Source organism: Polyangium sp. 15x6, assembly GCF_029960785.1.
Classification (GTDB): Bacteria; Myxococcota_A; Polyangia; order Polyangiales; family Polyangiaceae; genus Polyangium.
In genome coordinates, this window is record NZ_JASBQE010000051.1 from 19,367 (window position 1) to 34,423 (window position 15,057).

The following is a 15,057-nucleotide window of genomic DNA, read 5'->3' on the forward strand; positions in this document are numbered from 1 at the left end:
CGCTCGGCGACGAGCAGGGTACGTACCTACGGCCCCCTGCTCGTCGATGCCCTCGAGCTCGCGGTACGTCCCCTCCCCGCCAAGCTGAAACACGGCGAATCAACGCCCCTCGGGCGTTGATTGCGCTTCCCTCGCTCGCGCAGGCTGAGTACGCTTCCGCGATGGCGCGCGGGGAGCCGTCCGAGGTTCGTCGCGAGCCGAGCGAGGCTTCTCCATCATGCCCATCGCCATGCCCTCGAAGATTCGGATCCTCTTCCTCGGAGCGAACCCTTCCGATACCACACGCTTGGCGCTGGGACGCGAGGTCCGCGAGATCACGGAGCGCCTTCACGCAACACCCGAGGGCGAGCGCTTCGAGATCGTGCAGGCGTGGGCCGTTCGCGTCAGCGATCTTCAAGCGGCGCTGCTTCGGCATAGGCCGCAGGTCGTCCACTTCTCCGGGCACGGACGAGGCGACCGGAGCGGAAGCTCCCCCGATTCGGTCGGCGTCAGCCGGGAGATGTTGCCCGCCGACGAGCCGCGCGCGAAGGATGTCGATGGCGAGATTCTGGTCGAGGACGATGCGGGGAGAGCCAAGCCGATCCCCGCGTCTGCATTGGCAAACCTGTTCGGCATCGTGGGCGGTGTTCGTTGTGTCGTGCTGAACGCCTGCCATTCTGCCGTACAGGCGGAGGCGATCCGGCAGCACGTGGATGCCGTGATCGGCATGAGCCGCAACATCGAGGATGCAGCGGCCATCAACTTCGCGTGGGCGTTCTATCAGGGGCTCGGGTTCGGGGAGTCGCTGAGCAATGCATTCGAGCTGGGCAAGAACCAGATCGAGCTCTCCGGATTCGGGGATGGTGAGGTGCCGAGGCTCCTGACACGAGAGGTCCTGAGCCGTGCCGGAGTCGTCGTGGCCGACATGCATCCCCGGGCGAGCCGCGACATGGAGGAGGACCGCGTCGATCCATTCCTCGCGAGTGTCGAGCGCGTGGCACGCTTGCGCCACGCTGGGGCGCGCGTCACGCGTCACGAGGGGCCCGCGCCATGGGCGGGCACGCTCGACATCGAAGTGCAGGAGGGAGCGATCTTCGAGCTTCGTGTCGTCGGCGCCATCGACAGGCCGATCACGGAAGAGCTCTTGACGCAATACATCAAAGAGGTGGTGCAGCCGCTCCGGCAGCGAGATCCCTACGGGGGAAAACCCACGCTGGTTCACGCGGGTGCGCCCGCCGCTTATGCCTTTCAGATCGAGGCAGCTCGCCGAGGTGTGCTCCTCAAGAGCTTCTCCGAGTACCAGGGTCTCCTCGATTTCACGCGTTACCTCGAACGACAAACGGAGCGCCTGGAGAGCGACGGCATTTATCCCCCGTGGCTTTACGTCGATCAGCCCGCGCGCGTGAGCCTCGCGGGGGCTCGCGAGGAGAGGCGGGTCGAGAGCGCGCTCGCGACGTTGTGGCAGGAGCTCGACACGCCCCTCCATCCGCGGTTTGCCCTCGTGCTGGGCGATTTCGGGGCCGGCAAGACGTTCCTGCTCCACGAGCTCGCGCGCCGCATGGCGACGGAGAAGCATCCGCTCGTCCCGGTGCTGGTCGAGATGAGCAAGCTCGAAAAGGCGCAGACGCTGAAGACCCTGCTCGCTCAGCATTTCGCAGCGACGGACATGGCCGGCTTCGATTTCGCGGCGTTCCAGTACATGCTCGCCGAGGGGCGGATCGCGCTGCTGTTCGACGGCTTCGACGAGCTCGCGTTGCGTCTGCCCTACGACCGAGCGGTCCAGCATTTCGAGACGGTCTTGCAGGCGGCGCACGGCCTCGCGAAGGTGGTCGTGACGAGCAGGCGGCAGCATTTCTTGACCGACCACGACGTCAAGCGCGCCCTGGCGGAGCACGCCGAGCGGACGCAGGGATACCGGTTTTTCCTCCTGGAACGCTTCGAGGAACCGCAGATCCGGAGGTTCCTGCAGAACACCTTGCAAGATCCGGCCGAGGCCGACGAGCGTTACCGGCAGCTCGACAACGTGAAGGATCTGCTCGGGCTCTCCCACAACCCGCGCATGCTGGGGTTCATCGCGAAGATCGACAAAGAGAAGCTCCGGCGGGCCGAGGAGAACGACGAGGAGGTCACGGCGGCGAAGCTCTACGAGTGGCTCGTCGATCAGTGGCTCGATTTCGAGTACGAGCGGGCGAACCCGCCCGGAGCGCCGCGAGGCGTGTCGCGAAGAGCTTTGCGGTCGGTGATGTCCGACCTCGCGCTGCTTTTGTGGGATCGGCCCGTCAAGACGGTCGAGATTCACGAGATTCGCGAGTGTGTGGTGTCGAGGATGCGGGCGCTCGGGGAGCCGGCGCTCGACGCGGGGATCCTGGAGCATCTCTTCGGGTCAGGGTCGCTCTTCGTACGGGATCGGGACGGCGTGTTCCAGTTTGTGCATCGCTCCGTGCTGGAATGGCTGGTCGCGGACGTTGCGGCGCGAGAGGTCACGGGGAGAAAAGACTCCAAGGCGCTCGCGCTCGACGAGATGAGCGAACTCATGGCGGATTTCTTCGCCTCGATGGTGGGGAAAGATGCCGCGCTGGAGTGGGCGTCGAGCAAGCTGTCCGGCGCGGCCGAGGGGCACGCCAAGAAAAACGCGGCGCTCCTGCTGAAGCGAATCGAAAAGACATGGGGACCGCTGCCAGAGGTCCAGGTCCCCGTGACGATGGACCTCGAAGGCCAGGATCTGCGGGGAGGCGATTACTCGGGGGTCGATTGGAGCGACGCCAACCTCGCGCGGGTGGATCTGCGGGGCGCGACGCTCGTGGGAGCCAATCTGTGGGGGGCTTCGCTGGTTTCGGCCAACCTGTCTCGCGCGAATCTGCGAAACGCCAACCTCGCGCGGGTGGATTTGAAGGAGGCCGATCTCTCGTTCGTCCGAGCGGAAGGCACCGACTTTTCAATGATCGGTCCCCTCGACCCGGCTCGGTTCCGCGGCGCGAACCTGCTCCGAGCAAAGGGCATTCCGGACGAAACGCAGCACGCCTTGCTCGCCGTAGGTGCCGTTCCGCCCGTGCTGCGGCATGTCGAGCCGATGTGGACGACAGCTTCGGCATGCCAGAGCGTCGCCTGGAGCGCGGATGGATCCATGCTGGCGACGGCGTACGCGAATGGCACGGTTTGGCTTGTGGACCCGGTCGCGTGTAAGGTCCTGCGTGTCCTGTCGGGACACGCAGCCGCGGTCCGCAGCGTGGCGTTTGCCCCGGGCCACGAGACGCTTGCCTCCGGTTCGGATGACAAGACCGTTCGTCTCTGGGACATCAGAACGGGCCGCGTCCTGGGCATCCTGGAAGGGCATGCGGACACGGTGAGGTGTGTGGCGCTCGCCCCCGATGGCAAGACGCTCGCCTCTGGTTCGTCCGACAATACCATCTGGCTCTGGGATGTCGTGACGAGGCGCGTCGTGCGTACCTTCGAGGGACATACGGCTCCGGTGAGGAGCATCGCGTTTGCTCCCGACGGCAAGAGCCTCGTGTCCGGTTCGTCCGACAAAACCGTTCGGCTCTGGGATGTCGTGATGGGACGCATGATCGGCGTCCTGAAGGGGCACGCAGGTGCGGTCACGAGTGTTGCGTTTTCTCCCGGCGGCAAGAGAGTCGCCTCGGGCTCGAACGACAGAACCGCTCGGCTCTGGGATGTCGCGACGGGACGCGAAATACGCGCCTTCACGGGCCAGGTAGAGCCCGTGAATTGCGTCGCATTCGCGCCGGATGCCAAGAGCCTCGCCGTCGGCTGCGACGACAAAACGGTTCGGTTGTGCGATGTCGCGGAGAAACGCGCCCGGGTCCTCACGGGTCATTGGAATCCGGTGACGAGTGCCGCGTTCGCGCCTGATGGCCGAAAACTCGCAACCGGCTCGGATGACAATTACGTTCGGCTCTGGGACGTCACGACGGGACGCGCGACGCATGTCTTCGATGGGTGCAGGCACTCCGTGACGAGCATCGTCTTCGCGCCCGATGGCAAGACACTCGCCTCCGGTTCGCATGACAAGACAGTTCGTATCTGGGACGTCACGACGGGACGCGTTCTGCGGACCATCAAGCGACATTTGCTGACGGTGACGAGCGTCGCCTTCGCGCCCGATGGCAAGGCACTCGTATCTGGCTCGTACGATAACACCGTTCGGTTGTGGGAAATCGCCACGGAGGGTGTTCCGTGCACGTTCACTGGTCAAAAGAGCCTCGTGACGAGCGTCGTCTTCGCACCCGATGGCAAGACAATCGCCTCGGGCTCACGTGACGACACCGTGCAGCTGTGGGACATGGGCACCGGACGCCACATATGCACGCTCGAGGGGCATGAAGACTCGGTGACAAGCGTCGCTTTCGCGCCCGATGGCAAGACCCTCGCCTCGGCTTCGAATGATACGACGATTCTGCTCTGGAATGTCGTCACGAAACGACCCTCGCGTATTTTGTCGGGCCACGCGAGCATCGTGACGAGCATCGCGTTTGCCCCGGATGGCAAGACCCTCGTCTCTGCTTCCGAGGACACGACGGTTCGGCTGTGGGACATCACCACGGGGCGCGAAGATCGGATCTACGAGGGGCACTCGGATTCCGTGACGAGCGTCGCGTTTGCCCCCGACGGCAGCCAGATCGTCTCCGGTTCGGCGGACAATACCATTCGGCTGTGGGAACGGTCGACGGGTCGCGCAAGGATGGTTCTCGCGGGGCACTTGTCTCCCGTGAGGAGCGTCGCGTTCTCCCCCGATGGCCGGACGATCGCCTCCGGCTCGTCCGATAACACCATCCGCCTCTGGGACGTCGCCACGGGCCAATGCCTCGTGCTCCTCCTTGCCGCGCCCGAAGGCTGGGTCGCCTTCACCCCCGACGGCCGCTACAAGCTCGGCGGCGACATCGCCGGCTCCTTCTGGCACGTCGCCGGCCTCTGCCGATTCGAACCCGGCGAGCTCGACGAATACCTCGATCTCCGCCTCCCCGACGACGCGCCCTTGCTCCCTGCCAAACCCTGACGGGTCGCCCGTTCCCCGAGTGAGCCTTCTCCCATCATGCCCATCGCCATGCCCTCGAAGATTCGGATCCTCTTCCTCGGAGCGAACCCTTCCGATACCACACGCTTGGCGCTGGGACGCGAGGTCCGCGAGATCACGGACCGCCTTCACGGAACACCCGAGGGCGAGCGCTTCGAGATCGTGCAGGCGTGGGCCGTTCGCGTCAGCGATCTTCAAGCGGCGCTGCTTCGGCACAGGCCGCAGATCGTCCACTTCTCCGGGCATGGTCGAGGCGACCGGAGCAGTAGCTCCCCCGATTCGATCGTCGTCAGCCGGGAGATGTTGCCCGCCGACGAGCCGCGCGCGGAGGATCTCGATGGCGAGATCCTGGTCGAGGACGATGCGGGGAGAGCCAAACCGATCCCGGCGTCTGCATTGGCAAACCTGTTCGGGATCGTGGGCGGTGTTCGTTGTGTCGTGCTGAACGCCTGCCATTCTGCCGCCCAGGCCGAGGCGATCCGGCAGCACGTGGATGCGGTGGTCGGCATGAGGCGATCGATAAAGGACGCGGCCGCCATCAGTTTTGCATGGGCGTTTTACCAGGGGCTCGGGTTCGGAGTGTCGTTGAGCCAGGCGTTCGAGCTGGGCAAGAACCAGATCGAGCTCTCCGGATTCGGGGATGGTGAGGTGCCGAGGTTTCTGACCCGCAAGGCCCCGAGCATGGTACGCGATTCCGTCGCCGAAGGCGCCGTGCCGGGCCCACCGGTGCAGGACGGGCCGGTTTCGAGGCGTGTCGTGACAGGTCGCGAGGAGGAGGACATCGTCGATCCTTTCCTCGCGCGTGTCGAGCGCATCGCGAAGCTGCGCCATCCGGGCGCGCGGATCACGCGCGGGGGCGCGCCTCCGCCGTTCGCGGGCGTGCTCGAGGTCGAGGTGGATGCCGGCGGGTTTTTCCGGATGAGCCTCGTCGCCGCGCTGGACCACGAGATCACGGAGGAGCTCGCGGCGCGTTTTTCCGCGGAGATCGACGGGCCCTTCCGCCGGGGCCATCCGCTGCTCCGCTCGACGCTGGTGCATCGAGGCCAGGCCGCGTCCGTCGCCCTGCGCGCAGAGCTCGATCGCCAGGGGATCGAGCTCAAGACGTTCGACGGGTACCAGGGGCTCTTCGACCTCGAACCTTATCTCGCCTGGCAAACGCGCGAGTTCGAGAAAAACCCGGCGTACATCCCGACCGCTTACGTCGATCCGCCGGCGTGGATCAAGGTCGCGGGCAATCGCGAGCTCCAGCACACCGAGAACGCGCTGCAATCGATGTGGGAGCTGCTCGCGACGCCGACGCAGCGGCGCTTTTTGCTCGTGCTCGGGGAGTTCGGGGCGGGCAAGACGTTCTTGCTCCGCGAGCTCTGCCGGCAAATGGTCAAGGACAAGCACCCCGTTTTGCCCGTGCTGCTCGAAATGAGCAAGCTCGAAAAACAGCACAGCCTCGCGGAGCTCCTCGGCGCGCATTTCTCTCGCGCGGACGTGTCCGGGTACAACTACAAGGCATTCGAGTACATGCTCGAAGAGGGGCGTGTCGCGCTGTTCTTCGACGGGTTCGACGAGCTCGCGGACAAGGTCACGTACGACAGCGCGACCGGGCACCTCGAAACGGTGCTCTCAGCCGCCCGCGGGCAGGCGAAGGTGGTGCTCTCCAGCCGTCGCCAGCATTTTTTGACGGAGGGCGAGATTCACAAGGCCGTGGAGCGCGAGTTCGCGCGGAAGGCCGAGAGCGCGGTGCAAGGGGGGTATCGGCTCATCATGCTGGAGCCGTTCGGCGAGCCGCAAATCCGGCGGTATCTGCGCAACGTGCTCACGTCGGCGGAGGCAGCGGACGCCCGGTATCGGTTGATCGGCGAGGTGAAGGATCTGCTCGGGCTTTCACACAATCCTCGCATGCTCTCGTTCATCGCGGAGATCCCGGAGGAGTCGCTGCGGGAGGCGAAGAAGGAATGGGGCGAGATCACCTCGGCGAAGCTCTACGAGCTGCTCGTGAAGCAATGGCTCGACTTCGAGCACGAACGCTCGCGACGTCAAGGCTGGTCGAAGGGTATCTCGCGGGAGGCGCTTTCGCGGGGCGTGGCTTCGCTTGCTCTATCCATGTGGCATGCGCGGGTGAAGACGGTTTCGGTGGGCGAGATTCACGAAGGGCTCGGGCAAGCACTCGCAGCGCTCGGGGAGCCGGCGTTCGATCCGGCGTTGCTTACACACGTGTTCGGGTCGGGATCGCTGCTCGTGCGGGACGAGGAGGGGCGGTTCTCGTTCGTGCATCGGTCGGTGATGGAGTGGCTCGTCGCGAAGCAAGCGGCCGATGAGCTCGTTTGGGGCCAGGATCCGCCAGCGCTCGTGGTGGACGAGATAAGCGCGCTGATGGCGGATTTCTTCGCAGCGATGGCGGGACGCGAGCACGCCGTGCCGTGGGCGCGGGAGAAGATGGCCGGCACCGACGAGGGCATCAGTCGGAAAAATGCAGCGCTCTTGCTCACGCGAATGAAAGAGCGGGTCGATCGGGTGAATTTCGAGGGGCAAGATCTCCGCGGGCGAGACTTCTCCGGGATAGATTGGCGAGGCGCAAACCTTCGCGCGGCGGACCTGCGTGGGGCCATGCTGAAGGGGGCAGACTTGCAGGGGGCCTCGCTCGTCGGAGCCAACCTGTCTCGCGCGGATCTGCGCGGCGTGAACCTCACGGAAGCAGACCTGGCGGAGGCGGATGTTTCGTTCGTCCGAGCGGAGGGCGTCGATCTATCCATGGCTGCGCACCTCGACCCGGCTCGGCTCCGCGGCGCGCACTTGCTTTCGGCGAAGGGTATCCCGGATGAACGGCACGACGCTTTGCTGGCCGTAGGAGCCGTTCCGCCGGTTTTGCGACACGTCGAGCCGATGTGGACAGCAGCTTCGCCGTGCAAGGGCGTCGCCTGGAGCCCGGATGGATCGATGGTCGCCACGGCGCACGAGGATGGCACCGTTTGGCTCGTGGATACGGTCGCAAACGCGGTTTTGCGGATCTTGCCTGGGCACAAGGGTGGGGCCAGCAGTGTCGCCTTCGCCCCCGATGGCAAGACGCTCGCCTGTGGTTCGTCCGAGAAGAGCGTGCGGCTCTGGGACGTCGCTACGGGTCGCATGCTGCGCGCCTTCGAGGGGCACGCGTCAGCGGTGTTGAGCGTCGCTTTCGCCCCCGATGGCAAGACACTCGCCTCTGGTTCTTATGACAACACCGTTCGGCTGTGGGACGTCGCTACGGGCCGCAAGTTGTACGCCGTCGAGGGGCACGCGTCCCCGGTGTGTAGCGTCGCTTTCGCCCCCAACGGCGAGACGCTCGCCTCGGGCTCCTATGACAATACCGTTCGGCTATGGGACGTCGCGACGGGCCAGATGCGGGGCACGTTTTTCGGGCATGTGGATCCCGTGTGGACCGTCGCGTTCGCCTTCGATGGCAAGACCCTCGCTTCAGGTTCGTCGGACAATACGGTTCGCCTGTGGGATGTCGCGACGGGTCGCGAGCTGCGCACCTTCGAGGGGCATACCTATCCGGTGCGGTGCATCGCGTTCTCTCCCGATGGCAAGACTGTCGCCTCCGGCTCGGAGGACAATACGATTCGGCATTGGGAGGTCGCAACCGGCCGCGCGCTGCGCGTCCTCGGGGGGCATACCTATCCGGTGCGGGGCATCGCATTCTCCCCCGATGGCAAGAGGCTCGCCTCTGGTTCGTCGGACAAGAGCGTGCGGCTATGGGACATCGCGACAGGCCATACCCTACATGCGTTCGAGGAGCATGCATCTCCCGTAAGGAGCATCGCGTTTTCCCCCGACTGCAAGACGCTCGCCTCGGCTTCGTATGACTCCACGATTCGCCTCTGGGACGTCATGGCGGGACGCGCTCTGTGCGCAATCCGGGGACATGTGTCTCCGCTGTGGAGCGTCGCATTCGCTCCTGATGGCAAGACGCTCGCCTCAAGCTCGTCCGACAGCACGATTCGTCTCTGGGACGTCGCGACGGGTCGCGAGCTGCGTTCGTTCGGGGGGCATGCGGCTGCGGTGTACAGTGTCGCATTCTCCCCCGACGGGAAGAAGATCGCCTCCGCATCGAAGGACAGTATCGTTCGTCTCTGGGACGTCGCGACGGGCCGCGCCCTGCGTTCCTTCGGTGCGACATCTGTTTCGGTGTACAGCGTCGCATTTGCCCCCGACGGGAAGGCGCTCGTCTCTGGTTCGGACGACGGAACGGTACATGTCTGGGACGTCGTGACGAGCCGCCCCCTGCGCGCCATCGAGGCGCATACATCCGCCGTGGCGAGTGTCGCGTTTGCTCCCGGGGGCAAGACACTCGCCTCCGGTTCGGATGACGATACCGTGAGGCTCTGGGACATCGCGACGGGTCGCGCATTGCGTGCTTTTGAGGGGCATACATCCGGCGTGAGGTGCGTCGCGTTTGCTCCCAACGGCAAGACGCTCGGGTCCAGCTCCGCGGACAATACCATTCGCCTTTGGGACGTCGGGACAGGGCGTGTTCTGCATACCTTGGAGGGGCATGGGTCCGAGGTGTTGAGCGTCGCGTTTTCCCCCGATGGCCGGACGCTCGCCTCCGGTTCGTCCGACAACACCATCCGCCTCTGGGACGTCGCCACCGGCCGCTGCCTCGCCATCCTCCTCGCCACCCGCGAAGGCTGGGTCGCCTTCACCCCCGACGGTCGCTACAAGCTCGGCGGCGACATCGCCGGCTCCTTCTGGCACGTCGCCGGCCTCTGCCGATTCGACCCCGGCGAGCTCGACGAATACCTCGATCTCCGCCTCCCCGACGACGCGCCCTTCCTCCCAGCAAACCTCTGAAGCGCCCGCCTCATCCTCACCGCATTCGGGCGAGCGCCGCGCGGCCCGCGTCCACGAAGACCTCCACCCAGCGCTCGACCTCGTCGCGCGAGACGCCCATCCGTGAGGCCATCGTCGCCGCGGTCGCCATGCCCCGCAGCACCGCGAGCACGGCGTCTTCCCTGCGAACGCTCTCCTCCGTGCTCGTCGAGGTCACTCGTCCCGGCGCCGCATGTCGAATGCCCGGGGGGCATCGCGCGATGGGGAGCCGCGCGGCCGGGTCGCCGAGGAGCACGTAGGCCGAAAGATCCTGTCTTTGCATCCAAAGGTTGGCACGACGTACCCGGCTCGCCTGGTCCTCCACGAAATCGGAGGAAAGGCTCGCTCGATGGGCGCGCTCCTCGTCGTAGATCGTGACCTCCGTGCTCACCGAACGAAAGAACCGGGCGAGCTCGTGGTGCGCGACGCCGAACCGATGCCCGTGCACGAGGGCTTGCAAGATCCCCTGGAAGCGCTCGGCGCGGCTCTTCGGGACGAGGCTTCCGCCCTCGATGTCGTAGTCGAGAAAGCTCCAGGTCCACGCGAGATCCACGTGCCCCACCACGCCGAGCGGCCCGTCGGGGTTCGCGAGCGCGGCCTGCGGCAGGGCCGCGACGAAGGGCGGATCGCCGCCTCGGGGCAATGCGGCGAGCACTTGGTCCGCCGCGCTCCCGATGACGCCGAGCTCGTGGAGCCTGCTCAGCCAAGGGAGATACGCGCTGCGCGAAGGGGTGCCGGCGCCATAACAAGCGAACATGAACCAAACGCCGCCGGGCAAAAATGGGCCGCGGCGAATGTCGTTCGCCGTGAGGAGGTCCCCCTCGCGGCCGAGGACCATCGCGCCTTGGTGGGCGTATTGCTCCTCGAGGGATCGCCATCCCGCCTTCGGGATCCCCGCGCCGTGGCTCATGGTGAAGAGCATCCCGGCGCGCGTACGTGCCGCCTCGCGCAGCAAGACGCCGGCGGCGCTCGACGAATCGAACGCCGTGCCCGCGGGATCCGTTGGGATCTCGACGATTTCATCGGCGTCGAATGTGCCCGCAGCCTGGCCCTGCCGCGCGATGGCGAGGCTGGGCTGCACGAGGTAACGATCTCCCTCCTGCATCGCGCGCGTGCCGTCCAGCACCGCATGATAAAGGACCCGCGCGCGCGGGACCTCCATCACGTCCGCAAAGCGAATCGCCTTGTCGACGTAGGCCTCGTATCCGCTGTCGTCCCTGAATGCGAGTCGACCGACGAACGCCTCGCCGCCGAGCATCCGTTGGAGGTCCCACGAGATGAGCTCGGGGCCTCCGAGCAGGAGGAGATACCGAGGCCGCTCCGCCTCGCGCCGACGAACGGCGTCGCGATATTCTTTTTGAATCCAGGCCCCGGCCGCGACGGGATCCATTCCGGGATCGACGCGGTACACGATCGCCTCCTCCCCCTGTTCTTCCTCGCGCTTTTTTCGGAGCGGCGCGAGGAGCGAGAGCAGGCGGTCGCCGGCAAGGCCTTTGGGAGCGACGAGGGCCCAGCGCTGTCCCGGCAGCGCGTCCGGCGACGCCTGGAGGTTTGCCACGCGCCGCAGAGTCTCGGGCGGCGCGTCGAGCCCCGGCGCATCGAGGGTCGCGGCGAGCGGGAGGCCGCCGTCGAGGACGGGGCGTTGATCGTCGGCGTGAGCGAGGAAGAGCTGCAGTTCGTTCAAGGGGCCCTCGAATGCAGGCACATCGTCGTCGAGACGGGCGGCGCGCGCAACAGATTCGTGGGGGACCGCGGAAGCCCGAACCTCGGGCGCCCGCGGTCCCCCATTGCACGGAAGCCGTGCATCAGCCGCAAAAACCGCTCCAGGACGACATGATGCCCGGAGGCGAGACGGACGCCGCGGACGAGCAGCTCGCGCCGTAGGTGCCGCTCTGCGTCACGCCATAGGTCCACGGGGTCGAGCAGACGAAGCGCGACGAGGAGTAGACCGGCGAGCAGCCGAAGTTCGTGCAGGCTTGCGCCGAGATCGTGAACATCTCACAGCCGCCGGTGCACGAGACCTGCGCGAGCGCCGCCGCGCCGTAAGAACCCGAAACGGGCGAGCTCGGGCCGGTGTAAAACCCGATGTTGCACGAGACCGTCAGCGACGCAGGGGCGGCCGCGATGTTCTTCGCAGTCTCCTGGAGGTTCGCGAGCTGCGCCTGGAGACGCTCGATCGCGTCGTTCGCGGCAGGATCCTCCTCCGCCTGCGCCTGGAGCTCCGAGAGCTCCTTTTCGGCTTGCTCGATCGCCCATTTGTGCCCCTCGGCGCCGGCGATGATGCGGCCCGCGCCTTCCTGCTCCCCGTTCTCCCAGACGCCCGGAGCGAGCTCCTTCCACGCCGCATTGGGCACGAGCGCGAGGGAATCGCCCGTCCGCTCCAGTTGCATTTCATTCTGCCCGGGGATGGACCGCGCCCCGCTCTCGTCGATGAGCGCCTCCGTGGCGCTGTCGATCGCTTCCTCGGGCTCCGAGGAGGCCACACAACCGGCCATCACGAAGCTGCCGGCGACGAGGGCCACGGAGAAGAAACGGACGGCGAAGATCGAATGTGCATTGTTCATGGCTGGACTCCTGTTTTTTGCTCGGCCGTGGTTGCGACCGCGTGTCCCTCCTATGTGCAGCGACCGTGCCAGCCGTGCCGTGGCGCGCCGCCACCGCTTTTCGTGCGCGCGACGGGCCTGACGCCTGGCGCTGACGCGTCAGAAGCCGAAATGGGTGTCTGTCGAGGGGGATTGTCGCGTCAGCGCGCGCGGACGCGTGGTGTCAGGCGAGGCCGAGCTCGCGCACGCGGCGCAAGAGCGCCCGCTCGGAGACCTCGAGCCGCTCGGCCATCCGCGCGAGATCGCCGCCGAGCTCACGGTGGCATTGGGCGATCTCTTGCTCCGTGAGGTCACCCGCGGTGCGAAACCCGGGGAATCGCTCGATGAGCAGGTACAGGGATGCCCGCGAAATGCCGAGTCTCTCCGCCGTGGCGGCGAGATCCCAGCGACATATGCGCAGGGCCTCGCGGAGCTCGGCCTCGGTGACGTCGGCGGGCCTTCGCCGAGCGACATTCCGTGGAGGAAGAGGCGGCGGCGCGAGATCGTCGTTCGGGGCCTTGGCTGCGGCCGGCGGCGGATCGGAAACGTGCACGTGCGGCGGTTCCGGCGGCGCCGGTTCGATGGGCCGCGGTTTTTCCGACTCGCGCGAAGGTTGCCTCACGAGAAGTCGCTCGACGGCGGCCGTGATCTCCGCGCGATTGCGCCCACGATTGCCGACGACGATCTGCCGAACGACGTTCCGGAGCTGCCGCACGTTGCCGGGCCAGTCGTAGTCGACGAGACGCGCGACGAGGGACGCGGGGAGCCACGGCTTCGCGTCGCTGGCCGGGGACGCGAGGCGGTGCGATTCCCCGATCTCCGCGAGCTCCTCGCGCAAGAACCGTACGAGCAGGCGCCCGATGTCGTCTCGACGGTCGCGCAGCGGCGGGATCCATATCTCGTACGCCGCGAGCCGGTTGAGCAGCGGCGCGCGAAACGAGCCCGTCGCGACCTTTCCTTCGAGGTCCGCGTCCGTCGCGGCGACGACACGCACGTCGGTTTTTTTTAGCTGCGTGGAGCCCACGGTCTGGATTTCGCCCGTCTCCAGCGTGCGCAAGAGCGCGACCTGGAGCTCGACCGGAGCCTCGCCGATCTCGTCGAGGAAGAGCGTTCCGCCGTGCGCCTGCTCGAAATACCCAATCTGACGCCTGACCGAGCTGGTGAACGCCCCCCTCTCCGCGCCGAAGAGCTCGGCCACGGCGAGCGATGGCGAAATGGCGCCCAGGTTGACCGGGATGAACGGCTTGTCGCGCCGCAGGCTCGCCCGGTGAATCGCGCGGGCCACGAGCTCCTTGCCGCTGCCGGTCTCCCCACGAAGCAAGACGGGCAGAGCGAGGTCGGCGACGCTGCGGATGTCCCAGAGTACGCGGCGGAGGCCGTCGCTCGCGCCGACGAGCTCGCGGGCGTCGTCATTTGCGCCTCCGTCGGGGACGTGCTCGGTCGTGCTCACGTGATGTGCGAGAAGGACAATCCGATGGCCGAGCTCGAGCACGACCCCGCGGGCGAGCTCCTTGGCGGAGAGCGTGGCACTGCCGAGGACGCGCTGGCCGCGCAGATTCAACGCGGTGCTGCTGTCGCCGATATCGATGCGCAGGCCGCCGTCGGGGGTGCCCGTGAAGTGGATGGGTTTGCGGCTGAGATGTTCGTCGCCGAGGGGCGCGCCGTCGCCGGGGGTGGCAGGAGGCGCGAACACGGGTTCGGTGCGGGAGAGGGCGAACGGCCGACCGGAAGAGCCGTCGACGAGGACGCGATCCCCCACGCGGTCGAGGACCGGGTGGTAGAGGATGGTCAACGCGAGGGCGGGCGTGTCGTCGCCGGATGCGGTGGCGGTGCCGCGGCCCACGAGGGTGGTGCGATGGAACCCGGTTGTCCTGCCAGTAGGCATGCACCGCCGATGGTAAGACGGGGCGTGCGGCGGGGGCAAGGGGAAGAGGAGCCCTCGCGGCATCTGACGCGTCAGCCCGCTCCTCCGCTGTCAGGTCCGTCCACGAACGCGTCAGCAATCGCTTGACGCGCCACCTCACGCGGCTAGGGCGCGAAAACCGTCGTGACCTGCCAGGCACGGAACCTGCTCGGGGGAGGACAACAACGACGCCCCCGTTCTTCGAGAGGTTTTATGCTCCACGACATTCGCAATCCGATGATGCTCCTCTGTGCCGCCTTCGCCGCGCTGGCGACGGGCTGCGGCACGACCGCCACCATTTCGCGGTTCAACGAGCCCGCGATCGAGGGAAAGATCATCTCCGCCAACGATGGCATCCTCACGGTCGAGACCCGGGCGGGAAATGATTCCATTGCGCTTCAGCGCGTGACGGACATCGATCATCCCGGAAACGTCGCCGGCACGATCGGCACCGTGCTCACCGGCTACGGCATCGCGAACATCGCCATCGGCGCAGAGAATTGCGAAAGGGGCGGGCCCGCGTACTGCCTGGGCGTGTTCCTGCCGGCGGCGATCGGAGTTCCGCTGATGGCGTGGGGCTTCGCGACATGGGGCAGGTCCGTCTACGCCGCGAGCCCAAGCACGAAGAGCAATGACGTGAGCTTCACCGTGCTGCCGACGGCGGCGATTCAGAAGAATGACAAGTTTTTGGGGGTGAACGCGACGGTCACGTACTAAGC

The 15,057-nt window shown here is 66.5% G+C and carries 6 protein-coding genes; 3 read left to right on the forward strand and 3 right to left on the reverse strand.

Features of this window, described 5'->3' with window-relative positions:
* The first annotated feature begins 229 nt into the window (after positions 1-229).
* Together QHF83_RS31120 and QHF83_RS31125 are read left to right on the forward strand one after the other, a co-directional pair.
* Complete coding sequence (locus QHF83_RS31120; RefSeq protein ID WP_282421619.1) at positions 230-4,993, forward strand: pentapeptide repeat-containing protein; 4,764 nt, start codon at positions 230-232, stop codon at positions 4,991-4,993.
* 48 nt (positions 4,994-5,041) lie between these two features.
* Complete coding sequence (locus QHF83_RS31125) at positions 5,042-9,835, forward strand: pentapeptide repeat-containing protein (RefSeq protein ID WP_282421620.1); 4,794 nt, start codon at positions 5,042-5,044, stop codon at positions 9,833-9,835.
* 16 nt (positions 9,836-9,851) lie between these two features.
* On the opposite strand, the gene QHF83_RS31130 is transcribed toward QHF83_RS31125, so the two are convergent.
* From QHF83_RS31130 to QHF83_RS31140, 3 genes are all read right to left on the reverse strand, one after another.
* Positions 9,852-11,537 carry a helix-turn-helix domain-containing protein gene (locus QHF83_RS31130; RefSeq protein WP_282421621.1) on the reverse strand — a complete coding sequence of 562 codons (1,686 nt, stop codon included), beginning with the start codon at positions 11,535-11,537 and terminating at the stop codon, positions 9,852-9,854.
* 121 nt (positions 11,538-11,658) lie between these two features.
* Positions 11,659-12,417, reverse strand: coding sequence for a hypothetical protein (locus tag QHF83_RS31135; protein ID WP_282421622.1), 759 nt, complete (start codon positions 12,415-12,417; stop codon positions 11,659-11,661).
* Positions 12,418-12,619: 202 nt separating this feature from the next.
* The gene (locus QHF83_RS31140; RefSeq protein WP_282421623.1) at positions 12,620-14,320 is read right to left on the reverse strand and encodes a sigma 54-interacting transcriptional regulator; all 1,701 of its coding nucleotides are present in this window, start codon (positions 14,318-14,320) and stop codon (positions 12,620-12,622) included.
* A gap of 255 nt (positions 14,321-14,575) precedes the next feature.
* On the opposite strand from QHF83_RS31140, the gene QHF83_RS31145 reads away from it, so the two are divergent.
* Positions 14,576-15,055, forward strand: a complete 480-nt coding sequence (locus QHF83_RS31145) for a hypothetical protein (RefSeq protein WP_282421624.1) — start codon at positions 14,576-14,578, stop codon at positions 15,053-15,055.
* Positions 15,056-15,057: the final 2 nt, after the last annotated feature.